The sequence below is a fragment of the Psychrobacter sp. Cmf 22.2 genome (assembly GCF_001921745.1).
Lineage (GTDB): Bacteria > Pseudomonadota > Gammaproteobacteria > Pseudomonadales > Moraxellaceae > Psychrobacter.
Genome location: NZ_MRYA01000004.1, coordinates 182492 through 208117 on the forward strand (window position 1 = coordinate 182492; position 25626 = coordinate 208117).

Genomic DNA, 25626 nt, shown 5'->3' on the forward strand with positions numbered 1-25626 from the left:
ACGAGTAACGCTCACTATAGCATAAAAAGTTTTCAGGCTTGATAAGCAATAATTCATCTAATCTGCTAACATCACCGTTAAATTTTGTGTAAGATAACCGGACTGTTTTCGTTTACTCTAGCATAGATTATTTTTAATAAGACAACTATAGGACAGTCCTCATATGGCATTATCATTACAAAAAGACAAAATCCGGTTTTTATTACTTGAAGGTGTACACGAAAACGCCTTAAAGGTTTTAGACAACGCTGGTTATAAAAATATTGAATATCTCAGTCATGCACTCGATAAAGATGAGCTGATTGAGAAAATCAAAGACGCGCATTTTATTGGGATTCGTTCACGTACGCAGCTGACTCGTGAAGTCCTTGAGCATGCAGAGAAGCTGATCGGTATTGGCTGTTTTTGTATCGGTACCAACCAAGTCGATCTTGATGCGGCTCGTGAGTTTGGTATTCCAGTATTTAATGCGCCATACTCTAACACCCGTTCGGTTGCAGAACTGGTATTGGCAGAAGCCATCATGCTATATCGTGGCATCCCTGAAAAGAATGCCACTGTCCATCGCGGCGGCTGGGGCAAGTCTGCTACCAACTCACATGAAGTACGTGGCAAAACGATCGGTATCGTCGGTTACGGCTCTATCGGCTCACAGCTATCTGTATTGGCCGAAAGCTTTGGTATGAAAGTTATCTATCATGACGTGGTGACCAAATTACCGTTGGGTAACGCGCATCAAGTAGGTAGCCTAAACGAGCTACTATCTACTGCTGATATTGTGACTTTGCATGTGCCTGATGAGCCAAGCACACGCTATATGATGAAAGCTGAGCAGTTTGCACAGATGAAAGACGGCAGTTACTTTATCAATGCGGCGCGTGGCACCTGCGTTGAGATTGACGATTTGGCTGCAGTAATTGAGTCGGGTAAAGTCTTGGGTGCTGCCATCGATGTGTTCCCAAAAGAGCCGAAGTCTGCTGATGAAGAGTTTGAATCGCCACTGCGTAAATTTGATAACGTTATTTTGACACCGCATATTGGCGGCTCAACGCAAGAAGCACAAGCCAATATCGGCCTAGAAGTGGCAGAAAAGTTTGTGCGATATTCTGATCAAGGCGATACCATCACGGCTGTGAACTTCCCAGAGGTTTCTATTCCATTCAAAGAAGGCACGCATCGTTTGCTACATATTCACAAAAACGTGCCAGGCGTCCTATCGCAAATTAACCGTCTATTTGCAGAGGCACATATTAACATCTTGGCGCAAAGCCTGATGACTGAAGGTGACGTAGGCTACTTGGTGATGGACGTTGATTACAATGATTCTGATGCTGCTCTTGATCAATTAAAAGATGTAGAAGAGACGATTCGTATTCGCATCTTATTTTAATACTGGTGTTTTTTAGATATAAGATTATACCGCTTAGGTAGGCTAAGCTCTTATCTGACCTTATTGGTTAACAATATGATAAATAGCAAATAATTCTTCTAGGATTGTTTGCTATTTTTTTATTTGTTTGGTGGCGCTAATGTTGGTAGGATTACATCCAATATACATGTTGACTTACGAATTAACTTTTTCTTTACAATAGTTGTCATTTGACAATTTATACTATACAGCTGAAATCATGAATGAACTTACTATATTATGGTTAGTGAATATTTTTCTATAAAATCAGTTTATTACACATCGCAATAAAACTGTTAAAAGCTATATTTAATTAAAATTATAATTATTCTATAAATAAAGGAAATAATATGAAAATCAACATGATAAGAGCAGCGGCACTAGGTGGCATATTAGCCATGTCAGCAACGGCAAGTCACGCTGCAGCTGACCAAGATAGTTATCAGTTATCAAGCCATATCTTAGATATCAGCACTGGTAAGCCTGCGCCAAACGTCAACGTAAAGTTGATGATGCAACAGAAAGGCGGTAGTTGGGAGTTAGTCAATACGCAAAAAACCGACGATAATGGACGTATTAACAATTTTTTGCCTAACAAAGATAATGTAGAGCATGACGGTACTTATAAGTTAATTTTTGAGACGTCTCCATACTTTCGTAACCAAGGTTTGGAGTCATTTTATCCATATGTTGAAGTGAATTTTAACATTAAGGGCAATAATCATTACCATGTGCCAATTACGTTATCTGCATATGGTTATAGTACTTACCGTGGTAGCTAATAAAACTGACAATAAAAAAGAGAGGCCAATTGAGCCTCTCTTTTTTGATCTAAATCTAACCGATAACGAATCTAGTCCAATTTAGCTTTGTTCGCAGCGTCTGCCTGACGACGAGCCTCAGTTTTAGCCACTTTACGTTTTTCGATGATGTCCACCACCTCACTACCGATATGCGCTTCGCCGCGCATTGAAGCAAGCTGCACTTGGTGCTCACGCTCACGAAAACGTGCTCTTTGCTCGTCAGTTGCTTTATCTATGCAGTGCGGGCAGGACTCACCTTTTACATAGGCGATGCTTTGCATATCATCTTGAGTAATCGGCATACGGCAAGCAAAGCATTGCTCATATTCGCCTTTTTCTAGGTTATGATTGACTGAGACGCGATTATCAAACACAAAGCAATCTCCTTGCCACATAGAGTCGCTGGCAGGCACCTCTTCTAAATATTTTAGAATGCCACCTTCTAAATGATAGACTTCTTCAAAGCCTTGCTCGCGCATATAAGCGGTGGATTTTTCGCAGCGAATGCCGCCAGTACAGAACATCGCCACTTTTTTATGTTTGGTTGGGTCTAGCTCTTTTGCCACGTATTCTGGGAACTCACGGAAGGTTTCGGTATTCGGATTGACTGCATTTTGGAACGTACCGATTTTTACTTCATAGTCGTTACGGGTATCGATAAGGATAACATCGGGGTCCGAGATCAGCGCATTCCATTCACTTGGCTTCACGTAGCGACCAACTGATTGTAATGGGTCGATATTCTCAATGCCCATGGTAACGATTTCTTTTTTTAACTTCACCTTAGTACGGTAAAAAGGCTGCGCATCGGTATAAGACTCTTTAAAAGTAAAGCTGCCGATGGCATCGATACTACGCAAATAGTCTAGGACAGTATCGATACCTTGGCGGGTGCCAGAAATCGTACCGTTAATGCCCTCACTTGCGAGTAATAGTGTGCCTTTGACATCATGGTCGAGCATGGTATTTAGAATTGGCTCACGGTATTGCTCAAAGTCATTAAAGCGTGTGAACTTATAAAGAGCAGCTACGACGATATTGTTGGTTATGCTATCGTATTCAGTCGCTTTTTTGCTTTCAATGCTTACATTTTCTAAGGTGGTGTTCATACATATCTCCTGCTGGCTAGGTCGCAAACCTAGTGCATTGGGTTTGAGTTGTCTGGTAGATCTAACGAGTGAAGCTAATCACACTAACATGATTGTGGAATTGACTAGTGCGCGCGTAGTGTAGCAAATTCGGTGCGTATTTTGAACATTTTATAAAGGTAAACGATATGATTTAATCACCTTTTTAACTACTTATTACTCATCTATAGAGGTAGACTAATTAGATATAACGATCAATTAATGTCAATGGAGATGGCACATGAGTACTCTGTCTATTAATTCTGCTAACAAACCTTCCACGAGCGCGCCTATTAGTCGATACCCTGTACCATCTTTAGATAGCTTGCCTGATGATATTCTAAAACGTATTCTTGCGGTACAAGTAAAGGCCAAATTCATTCCTAATGTGTTTTTAGCGCTAGCGTACCGCCCAGCAGAATTCAGAGCTTTCTTTGCCTATTACGATGCGATTATGGAGCGAGAAGGTAGTACGCTAAGCCCAGCTGAAAAAGAGATGATCGTTGTTGCGACGAGTGCCGCCAATGGCTGCCAGTATTGTGTCATTGCCCATGGCGCGCTACTGCGTGTGTTTTCTAAAGAACCACTACTGGCAGATCAAATAGCAATCAATTACTTGCACGCGCCCATTAGTCTGCGACAGAAAGAGATGCTAGCATTTTCGATAAAACTCTGTCGTACACCGGAGCTTATCCAAGATTCGGATTATGCAGCACTCAAAGAGCATGGCTATGATGACGAGGATATTTTAGATATCACAGGTATTACCGCGTTTTTTGGCTTATCGAATAGAATGGCAATTGTAATGAACATGCAGTCAAATACAGAGTTCTATACAATGGCACGCGAGCCGAGGGAGTAGCAGCTATCTAGTTGACTTAATCATTTATCGTTATGCAGAATACAAACACAAAAAATCCAGCTCAAAGGCTGGATTTTTTATTATTAGCTTATTTGTCTAAAGCTTATTTACTTTGGAACCAACGATCCGCTTGGTTACGAGCGCTCGCGATATCTGAGCTTGATAAGTTCAATGCTAGCTGACCGATTTTACTACGCGCTTTATTACGTACTTTTTCATCTAGCATGCCATCACGAGCAGCCAAGTCATACCATTTATACGCATCAACCAGATTTTTTTGCTTCTCATCTAGCAATGCAAGCGTATAGCTGGCACGATTATCACCACGCATCGCCGCTTTTTCTAACCAAACGCGAGCTTGTTGTAGGTTAGGCTTCACGCCTTCACCGCGCAAATACATAATAGCCAAGTTCAACTGAGCAGGGGCAACACCTTGCTGAGCCGCTTTAGTGTACCACTGGATAGCTTGCTGGGTATTTTGAGCAACACCTTCTCCTTTTTGCAAGCGCTTAGCTAGGTAAAACTGAGCATGATCGTTACCTTGGGCTGCGCGATTAGATAGCTCGCTAACAGGCATTAGCTCAAAACGCGACGTATCAAGTGGCACGTTTGAGATTAACTCCGCGTTAGCCAGTCCAGCACAAGAGAATAAAGCAGTAAACAAGGCGGCTTTTAATAATTTCATAGCAGCTCCAAAATTAGGCAGTTGATAAGCAATGGATAAAGTTTGCCACCAAAATTTATATCATTAGGCGACACTATCGCAGACATTACACTTTGCAGTATGAACTTACCTAGTTATTAGCAACATCATATTAACTATGACTAAATAGCAAACCTATGAACATAAGTCTTTTCGTTTACGCTAACTCAACAGATAAGTAATTGTAATGGGGGCGTCATCGACACTATTTTGCTAGCTTACCACCCAAAGTTACGAAACTCAAATACTAATTACTCGTTTTAACGTCGTTTTAAACCTCATAGTATGTAACAAAATCATACAGTTATTAAGCCGTAATAATGAATATACAAAACGCAATACTTAGTCAACTACCCAATACAATGAATTTAAATAGATTTTTGTTTGGTTACTCGGTAGATGGCAACGTCTGCTAGTAAGTTAGGTGCTTGTCTTATTAAAGTTGACAGTAAAGGAGAGGGGCCTTTATCAGAGTCACTGACAGCAAAACGGCTAAGAATATGAATATCGTGTTTGGCACACAACTGCTCAAAATCTTTGAACGTGCATAGATGAATGTTTGGTGTATCGTACCATTCGTAAGGTAGGGCTTCTGACACTGGCATCAGACCTTTAAACCCTAGATGAATACGGTTTTGCCAATGGGCAAAATTAGGAAAGGTGATGATGGCTTCGCGCGCAACACGCAGCATATCTAGTAGCAGTACATCAGGGGCTTTGACCGCTTGAAGGGCGCGCGCCATAACGACGGTGTCAAAGCTGTTGTCAGCGAAACGTGCCAGTCCATCGTTGAGGTCTTGCTCGACGATAGATAAGCCCTTGCCGATGGCTTCGTTGATTTTGTCTTCATCAATCTCAAGCCCATAGCCAGTAACGCTACGTTCTTTTTGTAAATGTGCAAGCAGATCGCCATTACCACAGCCCAAATCTAATACGTGTGAGTGTGGCGCGATCCAGCGTTCGGCCAGCTGATGATCCATTCTCATGAGCGCTCTTCCTTAGTCATCGAGTTGCTCGTCATAAAGGGTGCGGTTAAAAAACCTTTGACCGCGCCCATGTAACGTGGGATATCAAATAAAAACGAATCATGACCGTGTGGCGCATCAACGTCGATATAACTGACTGGTTTGCCAGTGGCCATGAGTGCATTCACAATTTCTTGCGAGCGCTCGGGAGCAAAGCGCCAATCGGTAGTAAATGATACGACTAAGTACTGACACTTGGTATGGGCAAATGCTGCTTTGAGCGCGGTCAGTTCTTGATAATTGTCATTCTCGCTATCATCTTGAGACACAAGATTGTCTTCAATTGTGCTTTTAGGAGTGTTGATTGATGCAGCAATCGAATCTTCAAACTGCACTGATGCGGCCGAAACTAGCGATTGTGTTGATGGATAGTCGCGCGTTGGATCAAAATAATCTAAGGCTTTGGTCATAAGCAAGTAAGTATTGGCATCGAAGTTTTTGCTAAAGCGTTCACCTTGATAACGCAGGTAGCTCTCGACTTGAAACTCAACATCATAGCCGTACATAAATTTGCCTGATTTTAGATCTCGGCCAAACTTGGCTTTCATTGCATCTTCAGTCAGATAGGTAATATGACCCACCATTCGCGCAAGGATAAGCCCGCGACGAGGATAGGTGCCAGCTTGTATATAGCGGCCATCATTAAAATCAGGGTCAGAGAGGATGGACTGACGAGCGACTTCATTAAAGGCGATATTTTGCGCAGATAGCTTTGGTGTACTGGCAATAACGACGCAGCGCTTTAGCCTATCTGGATAATCAACTGACCATTGTAGCGCCTGCATCCCGCCCATAGAGCCGCCGACGATGGCATGCCAAACAGCGATGCCCAAGCGATCTGAAAGCATAGCTTGAGTTTTGACCCAGTCTTTGATGGTGATGAGTGGAAAGTCAGGGCCATAGACTTGAGGCTCGCTATCACCAGTTTGGTCTATGGTGTCAGGGTTGATGGTCGTTGGACCTGTCGAGCCAAAGCAGCTACCGATATTATTGACACACACCACAAAAAACTGATTGGTATCGATGGCTTTGTTGGGTCCAATCATATTGTCCCACCAGCCCGCTTTTTTGTCATCATGACTATAATACCCTGCTGCATGATGACTGCCAGACAAAGCATGGCAAATCAAAATGGCGTTTGATTTGTCTTGGTTAAGCGTGCCATAGGTCTCTACCATTAAGTCAAAAGACGGCAAAGTGCGATTGCATTCTAGAGTCAGCGGCTCGGCAAAATGGATTTTTTCGGGCGTGACGATTCCTACTGAGCCAGCCTTATTGGCTGATCCGGTCAAGTTGGATGTATCTTTTGGGAGTTGGTCACTGGTATTATCAGGGCGTGCGTTCAAAGCTACCTCGCAAGACAACGATCATCAATAAAAAAAAGACAAGATAAAAACTATTTTCTATACTGTTTTTAAAATGCGCTTGCCTATTGTATGGCGATGGGCGTAGGAGTACAACCTCCATACGCTGTCTTTATTTGATACGCGTAGAAAATTGTATAAAGACCGCCTTTACCATGCGCTCTTTGACGATAAAATGCTACACTAATCAGCTATTAAATGAACATTGTCTTAACAGTCCTCTCTTATCACTTATGAATAACACACGACTTCTATGAAACCTAAACTGCCACCCCGTATCGCCGTCTTATTGGTCAACCTTGGGACACCTGATGAGCCGACAGCGCCTGCCGTCCGTCGTTATCTGAAACAGTTTTTATCAGACCCACGCGTGATTGAAATCCCTCAGTTTCTGTGGGCCATCATTCTAAACTTGTTTGTACTGCCAAGCCGGCCTAAACGGGTAGCAAAGGCTTATGCGAGTATTTGGGAAGGCGACTCGCCAATTCGTAAGATATTAAACAGTCAAGTTGAGCAGTTAGCACCGCGTTTGGCCGACAGTGTTGCCCCGTTTCGCGTGTCGGTACACGCGGCGATGAGTTATGGCAATCCTGGCTTGCCCGATGTGATGGACAATTTGCGCAGCGAGGGCGTGGATCACTTCGTCATCCTACCATTATTCCCGCAGTACTCTGCAACCTCAGGTGGTGCTGTCTATGACGCGCTGACCAAGTGGACGCTGACGCAGCGCAATTTGCCCAACTATACTATCGTAAAGGATTACTTTGCCCATCCGCTATACATCCAAGCACTAGCGGACTCGATTCGCCGCTTTCAGGCGGAGCATGGCAAGCCTGAAAAGCTGATGTTTAGCTTTCATGGTATTCCGCAGCCTTATGCTGATAAAGGCGATCCGTATCCGAGCCGCTGCAAGTGTACCGCCGCCCAAGTGGCACACGCGCTTGGTCTGAGAGATGATGAATGGATTATCAGCTTCCAGTCGCGTTTTGGTAAACAAGAATGGGTTAAGCCGTATACCGATGTGGTACTAGAGGAGTGGGGTCAGTCTGGTGTGCGTTCGGTGCAGGTTATCAGTCCTGCATTTTCTGCCGATTGTCTTGAGACGCTAGAAGAGCTGGCGATCGAAAATCGTGATAACTTTTTGAACGCTGGCGGGCAAGAGTATCATTATATACCTGCTCTAAATCTTGATGAGGCTCACATTGACTTACTCGAAGCGCTTAGCAAACCTTTGGTTAAGGGCTGGGTGGGGACGCTTGATGGGTGGGCGTAGTTAAGCCTTTTGATCTTAATCTTAATGAATGATAAAAAACACCGGACATGATGTTCGGTGTTTTTTATTCATAGTACTATACATACTTTATAGTCAAAAAACTTACTTAAAAATTATCGTCGTTACTACGTTCAGCAGCTTCGGTATCAGCGATATCGACGATGTCTGGATAGTCGTTATCATCCAAATTGTCTTCGACCAATACTTCATCGACTCGTGCTTCATCGACATTTTGGCGATGCATCGGCGTTAGGCCTTGCGTGGCCTCGCTACCGACTTGTGAGTTATCAAAACCAGCACTATTGTCAATCACATCGTCATTATCAATTGTATGCAGCATAGGATTGTCTAAATCAACCAATTGATTGTCTTGGTCATCTAAACTACTATCATTGTTACGAGTATTACCTTCAATGTGATCCATCTCTTCTGGTAATGGGGTCTTTGAATGGTCCATGAATAATTCCTCATTATAGTTATTAAGTGTAAGGGGTAGCACTACAATAAAGCGCTATTGATAAGGCATATATTTAATTGCTATGTATATTAGTTTGGACACTTAACATCATTTTCACTAGTACTTAGGTGTCACAAGATGTTCAAAAAATGTAAGACAACTAGCAGAATAAGGGGTTTTAGTGTCAGCAGCTCATAAATTATTAATTAAAGTATCTTTGATAAGCATAGTGACAGCATTGACGGCGTGCGAGCGTTTACCCTTTATAAGTAGCAGTCATGACAGCTTTGATGAGTTGCCACTAAAAAGACCACCAATTATCGATGCCAAACTACCAAACACTGCGGCCGTGATAGACTGTGCGCAGCTGACACCCAAGCAGACCGTGCCGATAAAAGGCCATAACACCCTTAGTAAAAACTGCGACTTAACAGGGCAGTCGATACGCTTTGAGCTCAGTGACTCTCATAGCTCACTTGACTGTCAAGGGGCGCAGCTTAGCACCAGTGCTGATGATTCATCAAAGGCCAGCGCTATTTTGATCAGACCGAAGACAGATGCTGCTATTGAGGATATTACCGTTGCCAATTGTCATGTCGAAGGCTACGGCCATGCGCTGCATATTCGCCAATATAGCAATCCCAATCAGCGTTATACGCGCGGCTTTATCGACCCTGCTGCCAACCGCGCGCTGGCACCAAGAGATATTCGCGTCATCAATGTCAGCAGTCAAGGCAGTATCAACAGCGGCATGTTCGTGGGCGATCACGTGCACGGTGTCACTTTTGAGCAACTATATGTTCAAAACGCTGGTACTGTTGGGTTATATCTGGAGTTTGGTAGCCGCGATAACGTGATTAAAAACTCTGTGTTTGTCGGTAATGGTTTTCGCACGTTTAAACCCAATCGTGAAGCCATCGCGGTGGACTCATCAAGCAACAATCGCATCGAGAATAATCAGTTTATACACAATGGGGCAGGCAGTATCTTGCTCTATCGCAATTGCTTTGAGCATGCTGATGACCCGTCGAGAAGCAATCACTTTAAGCGTACTGAGTCAAGCCGTGACAATATAATTCGTGGCAACGTCTTTCAAGATGAGCCAGTGAGCGTATGGGTGGCATCAAGGCAGTCGCGCAATCTAAAAGGGTTTGAATGTGGCGCGTATTTGGTCAAGCAAACGCCCTTTGCCAGCTACCATCTAGACAGTGCCAAAGACAATCAGATCATTGATAATCAATTTGCCCAAGTCGAGCAAGGTATAATCGTAGAAGATGATGGCACGCTGATTAGGGATAACACGTTCGCCGCTGACGTTAATCTGCCTATTAAGGTCGGTTCAAAAGTTCGCGAAGACAGCGCAGCAGGGCCAATCAAAAACACGCTCATTAAAAACAATATCTTCATCAACAAAACCATCGAGCAAGCGATTGACATTCGAGCGGCAAGCAAAACGGCCACTCAGATTGAGTAGCCGTCAGGATAATACGATAAGCTATTGGTAAATGGGCTGCGCTTTATTTGGCACCCACTTTGGTATTTACCCAGCGTATGATTGGGTCAGGCGTGACTTGTGAGAGTGTCTGAAAGACTTTGGCTGGCATGCCGACCGAGTAGTGCGTGCTTTTGAGTTTACGATTAGGGCTGGTTGTCAACTTGCACAACGTTTTTGCCACATCATTGACGTTTAGATTGATGCCCAAGCGCTCAATGCTCGTCACCTCAATATCTTTTGTCATATCAGACTTAACCCAAAGCGGCATAACATCTATGACTTTGATACCGAGCTTTTGATATTCAATATTAAGACCTTCGGTGAGACCACGGACAAAAAATTTACTGGCCGCATAATTGGCAACTTCAGGCTGACCATAGATAGCAGACGCTGAGGACACATTGACGATTTTACCGTTTTCGCTATCAGCCAAATAAGGTGCAAGTTTGTGACAGCCGATAAGTACGCCTTTACAGTTGACGTCGATTAAAGACAGCTGCTGCTGCAAATCAGTCGCGGGCAAAGCACCACTGACTAGCACACCTGCATTGTTGATTAACGCGTCGATACTGCCAAAATTATCAATCATTTGACTGATGGCATCTTCCCATGAGTCAGGCTGGATAACGTCAAGCTGACCGGTTATGATACGTTTTTGTTTCATTGCTTTTTTAAAAGCTTTATCTTTAGTTGCGTCTTCAAGCGTATCAGTATTGGTTGCAAATAGGCCAACACTATGTCCCTTTGCCGCCAGTTTTTTAGCAGTAGCCAAACCAATACCACGCGATGCACCAGTAATTAATATATTCATAATAAGTGACTTAATAATAAGCAGTAATGAGTAAAGCGAGGTACAACGCTAAGTAGCAATATTTAGCGATACTTTTAGCATGGGCATTAATAAAGCCAACGCCGTTACAAACATCGCAATTGTCCCTCGAACTTATATTTAGTATAGCAAATTAAACAGAAAAGATAATTATTAAGATATATACACTGGGCAATGCTACAAACTGCCAATCTTACGCTCTTATGTACTCTTGCGCTGTGTATCAAAATTTGGTTTTACTGATGAATTCTCAAAAGCCACCAACTTAAATTTCCATAAATAAAGCAAAGCAATACCATAAATAGCAGTTTCTGCTAACTCTTCGATAATGCCGCCAGCAGCGTAAGGGAACACAATCGCATTCTCGCCCATATACTGTATTATCGCCAGTAGGACTACGATGACATATAGTGATACATCGACATCTTTTAAGACAGCTTTGAGATAGCGCCAAGAATAGATGAGTAAACCAACGATGAGAAGGTAGATAACGGTCAGGACGCTGTCTTCCCACCAGTCATAAGAATGTCCAAGTAGCGAGAAGTCGCTTGGAATAAGCAGTTCTGGTAAGTAATTCAACTCGCGACGAATCACTGCAAAAAATACTAGCACTGATGCAAGCCAAAAATAACGGCTTTGCTTGCTCTGACTTTGTACTACGTATTGAGCAGAGCGTAGCAAGCACATAATAATAAGTATAAGACCGGGGACTTCAATAATGCCATCTGTAGCCAAAATAGTGGGCTCCTAATTTTGAAACAAAAAAAGTGAACCCAAAGGCTCACTTTTAAATCGTAAATAATCTGATAAAGCAAAACTATTTAACGTGATATTATTATAACGCTAATTCTACTATCACGCCTTCATTTAATTTTACTAATGAGTCATAACTCATTGTTAAAATTGATAATTTAATGCGCTTCATCCCAATTGCTACCGCTGTCTGTCTCAACCAGTAATGGCACCGCAAAGTCTATATTCCAACCCTTTTCAACAGCAGTGGTCGTTAAGACATCTTGCATGGCATCAGTAATAAGTTGGCTAATCTCTTCTACCTTATTACTATCCACTTCAAAAACCAATTCATCATGGACTTGTAGCAGCATTTTCGCTTGCTCTTTGGGCAGTACCTTATCGACGGCGATCATGGCAAGTTTAATCAAATCAGCAGCGGAGCCTTGGAGTGGGGCATTGATAGCGGCACGTTCAGCCCCTTGTTTGACCATACGATTGCTGTGATTAATATCTGGTGTATAAAGCTTGCGGTTCAATATCGTCTCGACATAGCCACGCTCATAGGCGCTGGCACGAGTATCAACCATATATTGTTTGACGCCCGGATAACGCTTAAAGTACATATCAATATAGTCTTGCGCTTCACCGCGACTCATTTGTAGTTGCTTGGCAAGTCCAAACGCACTCATACCATAAAGCAGACCAAAGTTAATGGCTTTTGCATTACGGCGCTCGGTCGAGCTGACATCAGCGACCTGTTTGCCTAGCACTTCAGCTGCGGTGGCCGCATGAATATCGAGCCCTTCGTTGAAGGCATGCGTCAGGTTTTTGTCGCCAGAAAAATGTGCCATAAGGCGTAGCTCGATTTGTGAGTAATCCGCTGCCAAGATGACACGACCTTCTGGCGCGATAAACGCTTGGCGAATCAGACGTCCAGTAGCCGTACGAATCGGAATATTCTGCAAGTTGGGATCAGTCGATGACAAGCGTCCAGTACTGGTCAATGCCTGATGGTAGCTGGTATGGACGCGATCAGTTTCAGAGTCTGCAACGGTATCAAGCGCATCAGTATAAGTACTTTTTAGCTTGGATAAGCCGCGATATTCTAGTACGATTTCTACTAATGGGTGATCGATTTTCGACAATATAGCTTCACCAGTAGAGTATTGGCCTGACTTGGTTTTTTTGCCACCAGGGACGCCAAGCTTATCAAATAACATCTCGCCAAGCTGCTTTGGTGAGCCAAGATTGAACGTCTCTCCAGCCACTTCATAAGCACGTTTTTCGAGCGCAATGATTTCTTCATCAAAACGTTTTGATAACTCATTTAAAAAGGAGCGCTTGATTAAAATGCCATCCGCTTCCATTTGGCACAGTATTTCGGCTGTTGGTATCTCAAGCTGGTGGAGCAATTTAGCATTGTTTTCGTCTTCATTAAGCTTTTGGCTAAAGATATCAAATAGCTGATAAGTGATATCGGCATCTTCGCAAGCGTAGTCGCTAGCAATATCGATGGCCACTTGATCAAAAGTGACTTGTTTAGCACCTTTACCAGCGACATCTTCATAGCTGATCGTTTGCGTTTGCAGATAGTGACGTGCAAGATCGTCCATACCATGGCGAGTAATAGCCGCGTTGATAACGTAGCTTGCCAGCATGGTATCCATGGCCCAGTTATTAGGACTGGCATGAATAGCACCGACCAAATCAATATCATAATGACTGAGAATATGTGCGTCGTATTTTAGATGTTGACCGATTTTGCCAATTTTTGGGTTTTCCAAAATGGGTTTAAGCTCGTTAAGTACCGTATCGCGATCAAGTTGCTTTTCGATCAGATCATCTCCTTCTAAGCGATGCGTGAGCGGTACATAATATGCCTCATGTGCCTGCACAGCAAAAGACAGTCCAACGATTTCTGCCTGTCGCCAATAAATACTAGTCGTCTCAGTATCGATAACGAAATGCGGTGCGCTTTTTAGCAAGGCAATTAAGCTATCAAAAGCAGGCTTATCAAGCACCGTATGCCATGCTTTATTATGACTTTTACTGTCTTTAATGTTTTCAATCATGCTCGATTGCAGTGATTTTGCGACTTGAGATTGTGACTCAGCATTGGCTTGGCTGTCAGCGACGCTTGTACTACCATTTGCAGGATGATTTGGGTGATCAAGTGATGCAAGCTCATTTTTAAACTCAAGCTCAGTATACAGGTCTCGTAGCTCATGGATATGGGCACAAGGATCAGTATTTATTTTAAGGTCTGTCCAATCTTGACCGATGGCCAAGTCGGTTACAATGGTTGCAAGCTTTGCATTGAACGGAATATCATCAGCATATTCAACCAAGTTCTTACCAGCGCGGCCTTTAATATCAGCAACGTTTTTGAGCATTGTGTCGATATTGCCGTATTTATTGAGTAAGTCTTTGGCAGTTTTTTTACCGATACCAGGCACCCCTTTGATGCCGTCAGATGAGTCGCCCATAAGCGTCAAAAAGTCGATCATCTGGTGAGGCTCAATCCCAAATTTTTCGACCACACCTGCACTATCAGTAATTTTGCCAGTAAAGCTATCTTCTAGTAACACGCAGTCATTGACCAGTTGCGCCATGTCTTTATCACCGGTTGAGATGACCACATGATGGCCTTCAGCCACCGCGCGCTGAGCAAGGGTACCGATGATATCATCAGCTTCTGCGCCCTCGATACGTAATAATGGAATACCTAACGCTGCGACCAATCGATGGATATAAGGGATTTGGTTCACTAACTCAATATTGATGGGCGGGCGCGCAGCTTTATATTCAGAAGACATAGCATGGCGAAAGGTTGGAGATTTGGTATCAAAACAAACGGCCATATGTGTTGGATGATAGCGGCGCATAAGTTTTAATAAAGCATTTAGCGTACCGCGTATGGCATTGGTTATCAGGCCTTGCGAGTTTTGCATGGTCTTTGGCAGCGCATGATAGGTACGAAACAGATAGTATGAGCCATCTACTAAGATAAATGGTGGCTGCTCTTTGTCTACATGGCTGGTATTCATGGTCGCCACATTGGGCATATTGTCAAAGTTTGGTAGCGTATTGGGATTAATAGGTGAGTGCGAATTGTGGTCATTATCGGTCATAGAGGTCACTTATCAGCTATTGGATAAAATCAAAAAATATGAACCATTATAACGATAAAATCAGCGCGTGCCGAATGGCTTAAAAGTTAAAATATATATGGCTATAAGGATTATTTAAATCTAGATTGTAAAAATAACAAAGCCCAGACTTGCTGGGCTTTACTAATAACAGATCCGTTCATCAACTCATAATATAGCTTAGCTTTTTACTTCAGACGTCACTTCGATGTCGATATTACCTTTGGTAGCTTTTGAGTAAGGGCAGACTTCATTGGCCTTTTGCACGAGCTTTTGAATCTCATCAGCTGATAAGTCAGTACTATCAGCGATAACATGGATCTTAACCGCCAGTTTATAGTCGTGATTGTCGCCTTGTAATAAGTCTACTGAGGTTTGAGTCGTTGAAGAAAAGCTCGCTTCTTCCATCTTTTTGACTACCCCTAAAGCACTATCAAAACAGGCAGCATAGCCCATCGCTAATAGTTGCTCAGGATTATTGCCTTCTTTATTACCGCCAGGAGGCGCCATATTTATCTCAAGATCACTATCGCTGAGCTTGGCTGTACCCATACGGCCGCCAGTAACGGTTGCTTTGGTAGAATATAGAGTTTTCATAATTGTCCTTTTTCCTTGGTTTTTATAGTAAATGTATCGTATCAGCTATACAACCTGCCCAGCATAGCAAATCTCTAACACGATTCTATATAGCGGTGGTAAACCTATACTATGAATTTGTAAGTAAGTCTTTTAGGTTGGTAAGTAAAGCACTCGTTTCATGTGGTCGCAGCTTGGTGATTAGTGTAAGCTAACAGTAGCCGTTAAACGAGGATAGATTAGGCGGTAGCCACTCACTATACAATACTTAGTGAAATAGCATTTAATAACGTTCTATTACTGACGAATAAGGATGCCTAGCGATGAAAAAAACACATAAACGACTCTTTGCACCGCTTGTTCTTAGTTTATTAGCGATTGGGCTTACTGGTTGTAACGAAGAAGACAATGGCATTTTTGGTTCAGGCAACAATGATAAGCTGACACTGACAAGTTTTGATAAAGGCATTGATCGTCAGACTGGTAGAGAAGCTGTGGCGCGTATCGATACCGAATATAGCAAGGGTGAGCGTGATATTGATGTAACCAACATTATAGGAAGTTTTAACACGCAAAATATTAACGATTTAGAACGATCGATAGTGTTATCAAACAACTTTGAGGGCACGCTTGAAGATCGATACATTGAAGTCAATGGACGTACTATCAGACAGCCGATTTATGAGTTGAATAGTAGTAATAATTTTAATTATGAAACCACTTATAGAACACTAGATCTGTCTGGAGTCAGCGCTGGTAATTATAGTCTTGGCAATAATTTGGCTAGTAGCCGAGGGATTCTCACTGATTTGAATAATTATCCAAATGTTCCACCAAATGTAGAATTCCCAATAGGTTCCGTTTGTTATGTCCCTGTGACAACGAGTGATCGATCATTCTTTATTTTCAATGATAAAAACAGAACCCGTTATGACAGTATTGATGACTGGGTTGATATGACCGAAAATCGTTTTAGCGATAATCGAAATTTTAGTACCATTCGCTCAGATACGGGTATCAATAATCAACTAAAAACTGCTCAGATCAGATATTTTGCCTTTGACAATGAACCAGAATATATATTTAGAGCTGTCGATTATGACGACCGTATTTATGAAGCCGACTACATCGATAGCAATGCTACGCGTCCTAACGAAAACAGCATTCGCGGGATAGTTGATTGTACTGTAGTCAATGAAGTAGCGGCTGACTTTTTAGAAAATCAAATCAGACGCTACTATTAATATCTGTACTATTAATAACTGCTTTAGAGCTTATGTAAACCTTGGCTGTTAATTACAGTTTATTAAATACTATCCTAGTTGTGTGCTTGTTGCCACGCACCCATCGAGCCTAGGTAAATATCAAGATTTTTAAACCCTTGACTTGCAAGCCAGCCTGCTGCAACCGTCGCCCGTGCGCCGCTAGCACACATTAAAGTATAGTGCTGGTCTTTATCAAGTTTACGCCACTCCTCATTGAGTTGACCGACGTAGATATGCTGTGATTGCTCGATGGCAGCATCTGCTCTTTCATCGGCATCACGAACGTCAAGTAGCGTCCAGTCGTCTTTGTTAGCGTTAAGTCTTTCTTCAACCTCAGCGGTATCGATCATAGGTGTTGACTGCATTTTCTCACCCCCAGCCGCCGCAGGGATAACGCCAACATAACCGCCTACTACATTATCAAGAGCAATGCGTACCAAGTGTTCCATGGCGGTAGCGAGCTGCTCTTCATTGGATGCAATTAACACAATGCTCTCTTCTTCAGAGATAAACCAGCCTGCAAAAGCGGAGATCATCCCTACAGGTAGGCTCATAGCACCGGGCAGATGGCCAGCAGCATAAGCCATCGGTTCTCGAATATCGATTAGATGATCAGCATTACAGGTTTTAAGCTCATCAAGCGACAGATTACGCGGACGCATAACACGCGGCGCGGCATCACCGCCTTCCATATTGAGGCGCTCCATCAAGCGAAAATAAGGGGGTTGATAGTGGTTTTCGTTGATTTTGACATCGATAAATTCGTCACGACTCTCAATCTGCAAGCGCGGGTTATTCAGTCTTTCGTGACCGATACTTGAAAACTCGCGCGCAGCCATACCTGAACCGCATACTGATCCCGCCCCATGTGCAGGATAAATGATGGCTTGATCGCCAAGCGCTAAGATTTTTTGTAATGAGTCATAGAGCAGACCTGCCACTTCTTTACGGCGATTGGGATAAAAGTCTGTACGCCCAACATCGCCCACGAATAGCGCATCTCCAGTAAATACCCCGACAGCTTTTTCTGGATAGGCGGTATCAAATAACGCAAAGCTAATATGATCATCCGTATGGCCAGGTGTCTCTAAGACGCGAATCTCAAGCTGACCGATGGCGAAGCAGTCGTTCTCATGGGTTGTTTGAGCATAAGTGTTAGGTTTTTCAGGGTTTGGCCCATGTAGTACTGTCGCACCCGTCAATTTTGCTAAAGTTGGTGCACCAGAAACCAAGTCTTCATTGCGATGAGTTTCGAAGATATGGGTAATTTTAAGCCCAGCAGCCCGTGCCTTTTCGACATAAATGTCACAGTCACGGCGAGGGTCGATGACTGCAGCTTTTCCGTCTGAGCCGACTAGATAGGATAAGTGCGAGAGTCCTGGGGTCTTGATTTTCTCAAGTAGCATAATTATTCCCTTATAAATATTGGTGGCTAAATATAATTAAAATAACTGTATTTAACCTCTATATTAAATTTCATATTTTGTATTTTAAAAGAATAGCAAATAAATATTATCGATACAGTGTTAATTTATATATTATAAGTATGTATATTGTTTCAAAGCCTCAATGATTTAAGCAAAAATAGCATCCAAACTATAAATCGGCTACAATAAGCGCACCAAATTATCACCTCTATCTTTATTACCTTCTGTTTTTTCTTTCCAAAATTTAACGATAAGTTATTCATTATGAGCGCAGATTCTAAACCTTCAGCAACCAAGTTATCTCCCGCTAAGCTTGCTCGTGAAGTCGCTAAACGCCGCACCTTTGCTATTATCTCGCATCCTGATGCGGGTAAGACTACTATGACCGAAAAGCTACTGTTGTGGGGTCAAGCGATTCAGGTGGTGGGCGAAGTTAAAGGCCGCAAAACCGACCGTCATGCAACCTCTGATTGGATGAGTATGGAACAAGAGCGCGGTATTTCTATTACTACCTCAGTCATGCAGTTCCCTTATAAAGATCACATGGTCAATCTGCTAGATACTCCAGGTCACGCGGACTTCTCAGAGGATACTTATCGTACCTTGACCGCCGTTGATAGTGCGCTGATGATGGTCGATGGCGCAAAAGGAGTAGAGGAGCGTACCATCAAGCTGATGGAAGTTTGCCGGATGCGCGATACGCCGATTATATCGTTTGTCAATAAGCTGGATCGTCAGATTCGTGAGCCCCTTGATTTACTCAGTGAGATTGAAAGCGTACTAAAAATCAAGTGTGTACCTGTGACGTGGCCTATCGGTATGGGTCAAGACTTCGTTGGGGTATATCACTTAACGGAAAATAAGACCTACCTTTATGAAAAAGGCCATGGCGGTGATATGAGCGTCGCTGAAACGCGGGATGGTTATGATTATCCTGATATACGCGAACGCTTGGGCGAGCTGATGTTTGCCTCTTTTGAGGAGTCGCTTGAGCTGGTGCAAATGGCGCTAGAGGACTTTAGTGTTGAGGAGTTCTTGGCAGGCGAGATGACACCAGTATTGTTCGGTACAGCGCTAGGCAACTTTGGGGTCAATATGGTACTTGACACCTTAGTCCAGTACGCTCCACCGCCCAAAGCGCATCCGACCAATGAGCGTGAAGTGGCAGCGACCGAAACTGACTTCAGCGGCTTTGTCTTTAAAATTCAGGCCAATATGGATCCGCGTCATCGTGACCGCATTGCGTTCTTACGGGTTTGCTCAGGTAAGTATGAGAAGGGCATGAAGATGAAGCATGTGCGTCTGGGCAAAGAGGTACGGATTGCCGATGCCCTAACGTTCCTCGCAGGTGACCGTGAAGCATTAGAAGAAGCGTATCCGGGTGATATCATTGGCTTGCACAATCATGGCACGATCTCTATTGGCGATAGCTTTACCGAAGGGGAGGCGCTGAACTTTACTGGTATTCCGCATTTTGCACCCGAATTGTTTCGCCGCGTGATACTAAAAGACCCATTAAAATCCAAAGCCTTACAAAAAGGTTTGCAGCAGCTTAGCGAGGAAGGTGCTACTCAGGTATTTATGCCGCAAATTAATAACGATTTAATCTTGGGTGCAGTGGGTGTGCTCCAGTTTGAAGTGGTCGCGCATCGACTTAAAGAAGAATATAAAGTGCAGTGTACTTTTGAACCAGTCTCCATCGCCACCGTACGTTGGATTCACTGTGACGATGAGGTAGCACTGGCGAAATTTAAGAAAAAAGCGCATGACCAGTTGTCGATAGATGGCGGTGGCTATTTGACATATTTGGCACCATCACGCGTTAATTTACAACTGATGCAAGATCGCTATCCAGAAGTGACCTTTAGTAATACTCGCGAGCACTAAAATCAACAATGCTAAAAGTTATTATTTAGTTCTATAGTCCATTTTAAAAGACACGCTGGCCGTGTCTTTTTTGTTTGTATGGTTTATTAAAGATATCAAACCATACTGCCAAAACCAATCGCTAAAACAGTGTTCCTACAATAACAAATGATGATTACGGTAGAATATCTATAAATGTCGTCTATTAATTAAAGAGGATATATGTCAATAACGACTCACTCTTATGCGATAAAGCATTTACCACATAAGAAAAATATCAATAAAAACAATGGCGTAAATCCGCTTACTACCTTTGGTATTGCTGTCTTACTAAGTGCTTTTAGCTTAACTAGCAATGCGACTACTCTGATTAGTGCGACAGACTATCTTGATTACAATTTACCAAAACGCTTACAAGAACGCTGTATTAAACGTGAAAACTGTCCAAAAATTGATATCAAATATCTTAAAACCAATCACGACTGGGTAAATGGGGTTGTCAATGAACGGATCAATAATCTAGTTATAAACAGTAAACTGTCTGAGTCAGCACCTATTAAAAACAAAAGCAATCAAGCCGATGTTAAAGCGGCTATTGACGACTTTGCAGCCTCACAATTTGTTGATTTGCCTGAAGATAGCGTTTTTATTTATCATTTAACGATAGAGCCTGAATATTTAGGACATGTAGATAGGTTTGAGTTATTCGAGATAAATTCCTATGTATTTACAGGCGGTGCTCATGGAATGCCGTATAGCGAATATCTCATATTTGATTCTGCAACGAAGCAGCAGGTGCAACTGGTAGACATGTTGCAGAAAGGCAAAAAGTCAGATTTTGAGGCATTGGTGTACGATGCTTATAAGAAGTGGGTCGGTACGGTTGCCAACGATACTCATGTTTATGAGCAAAGCTGGCCTTTCGTGTTAAGTGACAACATAACCTTAACGGATAAAGGCATCGATATTCGTTACCAGCATTATTCTATCGGTCCTTATGCCTACGGTATGCCAGTGCTAAGTATCCCGTATGATAAGCTAAACACCATTATTAAGCCTTATTTCATGCCACAGTAAAACAAAGATAGACAATAACTTACGGTGTGACTAAAGATAGTATTTAGTCATATTTTCAAAATTTATAATAAGGAGACGCGAGATGACAAACAATTTAGATGACAATAACGTGTTAAATAGTAAAGAAGAGACGACAACTTGGCAGTTAAATGCAATGACAGAAGCACTTGGCGATTTAACCCTGACGATTGATGACAGCTTGTCCGTCGGACGCGGTAACGACAACGATGTCGTACTGGGTAGTAAGGCCGTATCACGCAATCATGCGTTACTTAGTGTCTTAAATGGGGATTTGTATATCAAAGATTTGGACTCATCAAACGGTACATTTATCAACGATGAGCGCATAGAGGGCAACAAGTCTACCCATCTTAATGCAGATGATACGGTTGGCTTTGCAAGTTTTGTCTTTAAGGTTGCCACGCCGCACATACATACTGATTCTGTTACGCCGGTAGCCGCTGCACCAGTCGAATCTGCTACCGAACAAAGTATAGCGGCAGACAACAAAGACAGCATACCGACTGAAAGCAGAGTAGATGAGATGGCTGATGAGCCAGTGGTCAAAGATACCATAGTCACAGAGGTGCTTTCATCTACCGTTAGCGAAACAAAAGATAAGCCAGCTAATACTGTAACAGAACCTACGACTCAACCAACTTTAGCGCCAAGTACGGCCGCAGCCAAGGAGACAGTAATGTCTAATGATAAGTCTAAAGAGACACTAAACCGCGAACCGACAGTAGATGAGCCAGTAGCAAAACAGCCAACTGCACATACAGAGCCAGATGTCGCTCCAGAGCATGATAAGACGACCAAAACTACCTTGCAAGAAGAAGCAGATCCGGATGTACTACGTGCCAAACAAGCCGCCTCAGCGCAATTCTCTGGTACTGCCAATCTAGGACAAGGGCGTGATTTGGGCACTGAAGGCAATAATGCAATGGATCAAGCCGTCAATAACCCTGCTAATACAGGACAGCCGGAGAAAAAACCAAGTGGCAGCTGGTTTATTTGGGTATTTATCGTCATCATTATTATCGGAGTCGCTTTATGGTTGTTTAATATGGGCGGCGTTTAATCGCTTGTATCGTTTGCTAATCGGCACCGATAAGTTATATGAGATGCCTTACCACTAGAGGGGCGCATCAAACTGTACAGTTGTTCTAAATAATACTAACGCCAGCCAGTTTTGTTATACTGGCTGGCTATACTGCGATTAAATTTGCTCTATTCTCATTTTTTGACAGGTTTATGCTCTACTTAATCCAAGATTGAGCATGTACCATTTTTTTATTATTGCTGTTCTTGTTATTTTTATCTTCTGCCTGCTTGGTGCTAAGAGACTTTTTATTATGATGACCTTTGAAGAGTATAAAGCGTTTAAAACACAGGGCTATAGCCACGCTCCCCTTGTCAAAAAGCGCTTAATGGACGCACAGACGCCTGTTTCTGTGTTTTCTAAAGTACGCGATTTGAGCGGCTCGGCTTATTTGTTTGAGTCAGTCGTAGGCGGTGAGCGCTGGGCGCGATATTCTATGATTGGTCTGGGTAGCGATTTGATCTTGCAGTACACAGATGGTTATATGACCATTAAAAGAGATGATCAGATTGATAGCGATGCGGTTGATGATCCATTTGATTATATTCGCAAATTGATGGCGCAGTATAAAATGCCAACGCCAGATGAGGTCAAGGCATTGCCAAGCTTTAGTGGCGGGTTAGTGGGCTACTTTGGTTACGATATGGTACGCGTTATTGAACCAAGCGTTGGCTTATCAGATGCACCAAACCCAATGTCGTTACCTGATATGTGGCTGATGCTATCGATGAGTGTGATTGTCTTTGATAATCTTGAAAATACGTTGTCAATTATCGTTTATGCAGATTGTAATGATGAAGATGGCTATGGCGCTGCGATACGAGAGCTTGAAAAAATTGAAGATAAGCTGGCTGAGATGCCAGACTTAAGTACTCCAATCATGCCCACGCCAAAGTTCAAATCGCAAACTGGACAAGATAAGTACTGCGATGATGTCAACAAAATAAAAGATTATATATTAGAGGGAGACGTGATGCAGGTCGTTCCTGCTCAGCGTTTAACCGCGGATTATAAAGGAGACTCTCTAGCGGTATATCGAGCGCTAAGATTTTTAAATCCGTCACCTTATTTGTTCTTAGTGCATGGTTACACACTTGACGATCACAAACGTTTCGACATTATCGGTGCTTCTCCTGAAATCCTATCACGTATTGAAAACGGCACAGTGACTGTGCGCCCACTGGCCGGTACACGTAAACGCGGACAAGATGAAGCAGAAGATTTGGCACTTGAAACAGAGCTACTTGCTGATAAAAAAGAAATCGCTGAGCACTTGATGCTAATCGACCTCGGCCGTAATGATATCGGCCGTGTCTGCGAGTATGGCAGTGTCAAAGTTACCGAAAAGATGTTTATAGAACGCTATTCGCAGGTAATGCATATCGCCTCTAATGTTGAAGGTAGAATACTAGCTGATAAAGATGCGCTTGATGTATTCTGTGCGACTTTTCCAGCAGGTACATTGTCAGGTGCACCCAAAATCCGTGCAATGCAAATCATTGATGAGGTCGAGCCAGTACGGCGAACCGTATTTGGTGGCTCAGTGGGTTATCTAGGCTGGCATGGCAACATGGATACAGCGATTGCTATACGTACGGCTGTAATGCGTCGTGGCAAGATACATATTCAAGCAGGGGCAGGTGTGGTTGCCGACTCGGTGCCAGAAGCGGAGTGGGACGAAACCAATAAAAAAGCACTAGCGCTGGTCAAAGCAGTAAAGATGGCTTGTGATGGATTACGAATTCGCTAATATGATTTTGCTAAAGACGCTCTGTCTGTTATTATTTGGCTATACTATTTAATTGGTCCTTGTTAATCAGTACTTTGTGAAGATAGTAATCACATATTATAACGATGATAAAAACAGAAGTAGGAATAAAGATAATATTTTTTGCATAAAAAAATCTAATGCAATCAACTGCTTGAAAGTTTTTATTAAAATAAGCGTAAAAAAAATGAAAAAGGGCTTGCGTCTGTCAAAATATTTGATAGAATAGCCACCACTTTGAGAGAACAAGCCGACTTAGCTCAGTTGGTAGAGCAACTGACTTGTAATCAGTAGGTCGCCAGTTCGATCCCGGCAGTCGGCACCATCTCTTTCAAAGTAGCTTTTTATAAATTTGCTTTACATCAAAGTCTCTTTATTCAAAGCAACCTAAGGTGGGATTGGGGAGCGGTCAAACCCAACAGACTGTAAATCTGTCGCGAAAGCTTCGAAGGTTCGAATCCTTCTCCCACCACCATATTTTCTATAGTTTGTCATAACGCCAAGCATACTCGTTGTACATAGCTGCTCATTATATATAATAATATTACATTTATATTATAAGAGTGACTTTTCATAAGAGTCATTGCGGGTGTGGTATAATGGTAACACCTTAGCCTTCCAAGCTAATGACGCGGGTTCGATTCCCGCCACCCGCTCCATATATACACTATCGCAAAAACCATCAATAAAACATCACGACAAGCAGTATATTATTACTGTATCGTGATATTTTTTTTAGTACAACGTATAGGTTGTCTAGAATACGCTCATATAGCTCAGCGGTAGAGCACTCCCTTGGTAAGGGAGAGGTCTCGAGTTCAATTCTCGATATGAGCTCCATTTATTGATTATGTCTTTTGTGTTTGTTTCGCTATTTTTTAGACAACGTTACGTTGATGTCAACAATATAAAATGTTGAAAACTAATCAACTGTTGAAAACTGTAAAATTAGTGTGACAGATTACGATTCAAAGGTGACACTGAGGTGTTGCCTTTTAGTGCTGTCAGTACATTGATAATGTTATGACTATATTAGTTATTTTGCATAAACTGATAACATGTACTGAGTAGACTGAAAATGTTAGTATAGTGTTCGGATAACCTACCTATGCTAGTAGCAAAATTTTGTTAGATTTATCCTAGCGTCAACGGTTTGATGGTTTTAACTCTGTCATAAACCGTCAAATAGCTATTTACCGATCTTGCTGTTTATTATTTTTTAAGCATAAAGATTCATCAATAAAGAGGAAATACCCATGGCAAAGGCCAAGTTTGAACGCAACAAGCCACACGTCAACGTCGGCACCATCGGACA

Annotated in this window: 20 protein-coding genes and 4 tRNA genes; 14 read left to right on the forward strand and 10 right to left on the reverse strand. The window is 42.6% G+C overall.

Features of this window, described 5'->3' with window-relative positions:
- The first annotated feature begins 163 nt into the window (after positions 1-163).
- Together serA and uraH are read left to right on the forward strand one after the other, a co-directional pair.
- Complete coding sequence (gene serA / locus BTV98_RS09425; RefSeq protein WP_058368192.1) at positions 164-1390, forward strand: phosphoglycerate dehydrogenase; 1227 nt, start codon at positions 164-166, stop codon at positions 1388-1390.
- A 368-nt stretch (positions 1391-1758) separates the two neighbouring features.
- Positions 1759-2190: a hydroxyisourate hydrolase gene (uraH, locus tag BTV98_RS09430; RefSeq protein WP_197409064.1), complete on the forward strand. Its 432-nt coding sequence runs from the start codon at positions 1759-1761 to the stop codon at positions 2188-2190.
- A gap of 71 nt (positions 2191-2261) precedes the next feature.
- Here the strand turns inward: uraH and BTV98_RS09435 are convergent, their stop codons facing one another.
- The gene (locus BTV98_RS09435; protein WP_075103472.1) at positions 2262-3260 is read right to left on the reverse strand and encodes a rhodanese-related sulfurtransferase; all 999 of its coding nucleotides are present in this window, start codon (positions 3258-3260) and stop codon (positions 2262-2264) included.
- Positions 3261-3579: 319 nt separating this feature from the next.
- Here BTV98_RS09435 and BTV98_RS09440 point away from each other — a divergent pair, with 319 nt between their 5' ends.
- Complete coding sequence (locus BTV98_RS09440; RefSeq protein ID WP_058368194.1) at positions 3580-4200, forward strand: peroxidase-related enzyme; 621 nt, start codon at positions 3580-3582, stop codon at positions 4198-4200.
- 103 nt (positions 4201-4303) lie between these two features.
- On the opposite strand, the gene BTV98_RS09445 is transcribed toward BTV98_RS09440, so the two are convergent.
- From BTV98_RS09445 to BTV98_RS09455, 3 genes are all read right to left on the reverse strand, one after another.
- A complete protein-coding gene (locus tag BTV98_RS09445) occupies positions 4304-4885 on the reverse strand; it encodes a tetratricopeptide repeat protein (RefSeq protein WP_058368195.1) in 582 nt (193 codons plus the stop codon).
- 386 nt (positions 4886-5271) lie between these two features.
- Complete coding sequence (metW, locus tag BTV98_RS09450; RefSeq protein WP_058368196.1) at positions 5272-5889, reverse strand: methionine biosynthesis protein MetW; 618 nt, start codon at positions 5887-5889, stop codon at positions 5272-5274.
- Positions 5886-7220 (reverse strand): homoserine O-acetyltransferase, encoded by a 1335-nt coding sequence (locus BTV98_RS09455; protein WP_058368203.1) that lies wholly within the window; start codon positions 7218-7220, stop codon positions 5886-5888. Before BTV98_RS09455 ends, metW begins: the two co-directional genes overlap by 4 nt.
- A gap of 325 nt (positions 7221-7545) precedes the next feature.
- On the opposite strand from BTV98_RS09455, the gene hemH reads away from it, so the two are divergent.
- Positions 7546-8565, forward strand: a complete 1020-nt coding sequence (gene hemH, locus BTV98_RS09460; protein WP_058368197.1) for a ferrochelatase — start codon at positions 7546-7548, stop codon at positions 8563-8565.
- Between the two features lie 106 nt (positions 8566-8671).
- Here the strand turns inward: hemH and BTV98_RS09465 are convergent, their stop codons facing one another.
- Positions 8672-9022, reverse strand: coding sequence for a hypothetical protein (locus BTV98_RS09465; RefSeq protein ID WP_075103462.1), 351 nt, complete (start codon positions 9020-9022; stop codon positions 8672-8674).
- 229 nt (positions 9023-9251) lie between these two features.
- Between BTV98_RS09465 and BTV98_RS09470 the strand changes: the two genes are divergently transcribed.
- Positions 9252-10496 (forward strand): right-handed parallel beta-helix repeat-containing protein, encoded by a 1245-nt coding sequence (locus BTV98_RS09470; protein ID WP_178379375.1) that lies wholly within the window; start codon positions 9252-9254, stop codon positions 10494-10496.
- Positions 10497-10539: 43 nt separating this feature from the next.
- Here the strand turns inward: BTV98_RS09470 and BTV98_RS09475 are convergent, their stop codons facing one another.
- From BTV98_RS09475 to BTV98_RS09490, 4 genes are all read right to left on the reverse strand, one after another.
- Positions 10540-11328 carry an SDR family NAD(P)-dependent oxidoreductase gene (locus BTV98_RS09475; protein ID WP_075103464.1) on the reverse strand — a complete coding sequence of 263 codons (789 nt, stop codon included), beginning with the start codon at positions 11326-11328 and terminating at the stop codon, positions 10540-10542.
- Positions 11329-11547: 219 nt separating this feature from the next.
- Entirely contained in the window at positions 11548-12081 is a 534-nt protein-coding gene (locus tag BTV98_RS09480; RefSeq protein WP_075103465.1) for a hypothetical protein, read from the reverse strand.
- Between the two features lie 176 nt (positions 12082-12257).
- Positions 12258-15212: a DNA polymerase I gene (gene polA, locus BTV98_RS09485; RefSeq protein WP_075103466.1), complete on the reverse strand. Its 2955-nt coding sequence runs from the start codon at positions 15210-15212 to the stop codon at positions 12258-12260.
- Positions 15213-15410: 198 nt separating this feature from the next.
- Positions 15411-15827, reverse strand: a complete 417-nt coding sequence (locus BTV98_RS09490) for an Ohr family peroxiredoxin (protein WP_058368204.1) — start codon at positions 15825-15827, stop codon at positions 15411-15413.
- A 302-nt stretch (positions 15828-16129) separates the two neighbouring features.
- Here BTV98_RS09490 and BTV98_RS09495 point away from each other — a divergent pair, with 302 nt between their 5' ends.
- Positions 16130-17050 carry a hypothetical protein gene (locus BTV98_RS09495; protein ID WP_058368205.1) on the forward strand — a complete coding sequence of 307 codons (921 nt, stop codon included), beginning with the start codon at positions 16130-16132 and terminating at the stop codon, positions 17048-17050.
- Positions 17051-17124: 74 nt separating this feature from the next.
- On the opposite strand, the gene BTV98_RS09500 is transcribed toward BTV98_RS09495, so the two are convergent.
- Complete coding sequence (locus BTV98_RS09500) at positions 17125-18477, reverse strand: rhodanese-like domain-containing protein (RefSeq protein WP_058368206.1); 1353 nt, start codon at positions 18475-18477, stop codon at positions 17125-17127.
- Positions 18478-18762: 285 nt separating this feature from the next.
- On the opposite strand from BTV98_RS09500, the gene BTV98_RS09505 reads away from it, so the two are divergent.
- The 8 genes from BTV98_RS09505 to BTV98_RS09540 all read left to right on the forward strand — a co-directional run bounded on the left by BTV98_RS09505 (position 18763) and on the right by BTV98_RS09540 (position 25151).
- Positions 18763-20385, forward strand: a complete 1623-nt coding sequence (locus tag BTV98_RS09505) for a peptide chain release factor 3 (protein ID WP_075103467.1) — start codon at positions 18763-18765, stop codon at positions 20383-20385.
- A gap of 201 nt (positions 20386-20586) precedes the next feature.
- A complete protein-coding gene (locus tag BTV98_RS09510) occupies positions 20587-21441 on the forward strand; it encodes an RsiV family protein (protein ID WP_075103468.1) in 855 nt (284 codons plus the stop codon).
- 82 nt (positions 21442-21523) lie between these two features.
- On the forward strand, positions 21524-22522 hold the full coding sequence (locus tag BTV98_RS09515) for an FHA domain-containing protein (protein ID WP_058368208.1): 999 nt from the start codon (positions 21524-21526) through the stop codon (positions 22520-22522).
- A 274-nt stretch (positions 22523-22796) separates the two neighbouring features.
- Positions 22797-24293: an anthranilate synthase component I gene (gene trpE / locus BTV98_RS09520; protein WP_058368209.1), complete on the forward strand. Its 1497-nt coding sequence runs from the start codon at positions 22797-22799 to the stop codon at positions 24291-24293.
- Positions 24294-24560: 267 nt separating this feature from the next.
- Positions 24561-24636, forward strand: a tRNA-Thr gene (locus BTV98_RS09525).
- Positions 24637-24702: 66 nt separating this feature from the next.
- Positions 24703-24786, forward strand: a tRNA-Tyr gene (locus BTV98_RS09530).
- A gap of 110 nt (positions 24787-24896) precedes the next feature.
- A tRNA-Gly gene (locus tag BTV98_RS09535) sits at positions 24897-24970 on the forward strand.
- 106 nt (positions 24971-25076) lie between these two features.
- Positions 25077-25151, forward strand: a tRNA-Thr gene (locus BTV98_RS09540).
- Positions 25152-25626: the final 475 nt, after the last annotated feature.

Excerpts from the sequence above, each read along its gene's own strand:
- BTV98_RS09440 (WP_058368194.1), top strand. The coding sequence starts at position 3,580 with ATGAGTACTCTGTCTATTAATTCTGCTAACAAACCTTCCACGAGCGCG.
- BTV98_RS09465 (WP_075103462.1), bottom strand. The coding sequence starts at position 9,022 with ATGGACCATTCAAAGACCCCATTACCAGAAGAGATGGATCACATTGAA.
- BTV98_RS09495 (WP_058368205.1), top strand. The coding sequence starts at position 16,130 with ATGAAAAAAACACATAAACGACTCTTTGCACCGCTTGTTCTTAGTTTA.
- polA (WP_075103466.1), bottom strand. The coding sequence starts at position 15,212 with ATGACCGATAATGACCACAATTCGCACTCACCTATTAATCCCAATACG.
- serA (WP_058368192.1), top strand. The coding sequence starts at position 164 with ATGGCATTATCATTACAAAAAGACAAAATCCGGTTTTTATTACTTGAA.
- BTV98_RS09490 (WP_058368204.1), bottom strand. The coding sequence starts at position 15,827 with ATGAAAACTCTATATTCTACCAAAGCAACCGTTACTGGCGGCCGTATG.
- BTV98_RS09510 (WP_075103468.1), top strand. The coding sequence starts at position 20,587 with ATGTCAATAACGACTCACTCTTATGCGATAAAGCATTTACCACATAAG.
- BTV98_RS09505 (WP_075103467.1), top strand. The coding sequence starts at position 18,763 with ATGAGCGCAGATTCTAAACCTTCAGCAACCAAGTTATCTCCCGCTAAG.
- BTV98_RS09445 (WP_058368195.1), bottom strand. The coding sequence starts at position 4,885 with ATGAAATTATTAAAAGCCGCCTTGTTTACTGCTTTATTCTCTTGTGCT.
- BTV98_RS09475 (WP_075103464.1), bottom strand. The coding sequence starts at position 11,328 with ATGAATATATTAATTACTGGTGCATCGCGTGGTATTGGTTTGGCTACT.
- BTV98_RS09500 (WP_058368206.1), bottom strand. The coding sequence starts at position 18,477 with ATGCTACTTGAGAAAATCAAGACCCCAGGACTCTCGCACTTATCCTAT.
- BTV98_RS09515 (WP_058368208.1), top strand. The coding sequence starts at position 21,524 with ATGACAAACAATTTAGATGACAATAACGTGTTAAATAGTAAAGAAGAG.
- trpE (WP_058368209.1), top strand. The coding sequence starts at position 22,797 with ATGATGACCTTTGAAGAGTATAAAGCGTTTAAAACACAGGGCTATAGC.
- uraH (WP_197409064.1), top strand. The coding sequence starts at position 1,759 with ATGAAAATCAACATGATAAGAGCAGCGGCACTAGGTGGCATATTAGCC.
- hemH (WP_058368197.1), top strand. The coding sequence starts at position 7,546 with ATGAAACCTAAACTGCCACCCCGTATCGCCGTCTTATTGGTCAACCTT.
- metW (WP_058368196.1), bottom strand. The coding sequence starts at position 5,889 with ATGAGAATGGATCATCAGCTGGCCGAACGCTGGATCGCGCCACACTCA.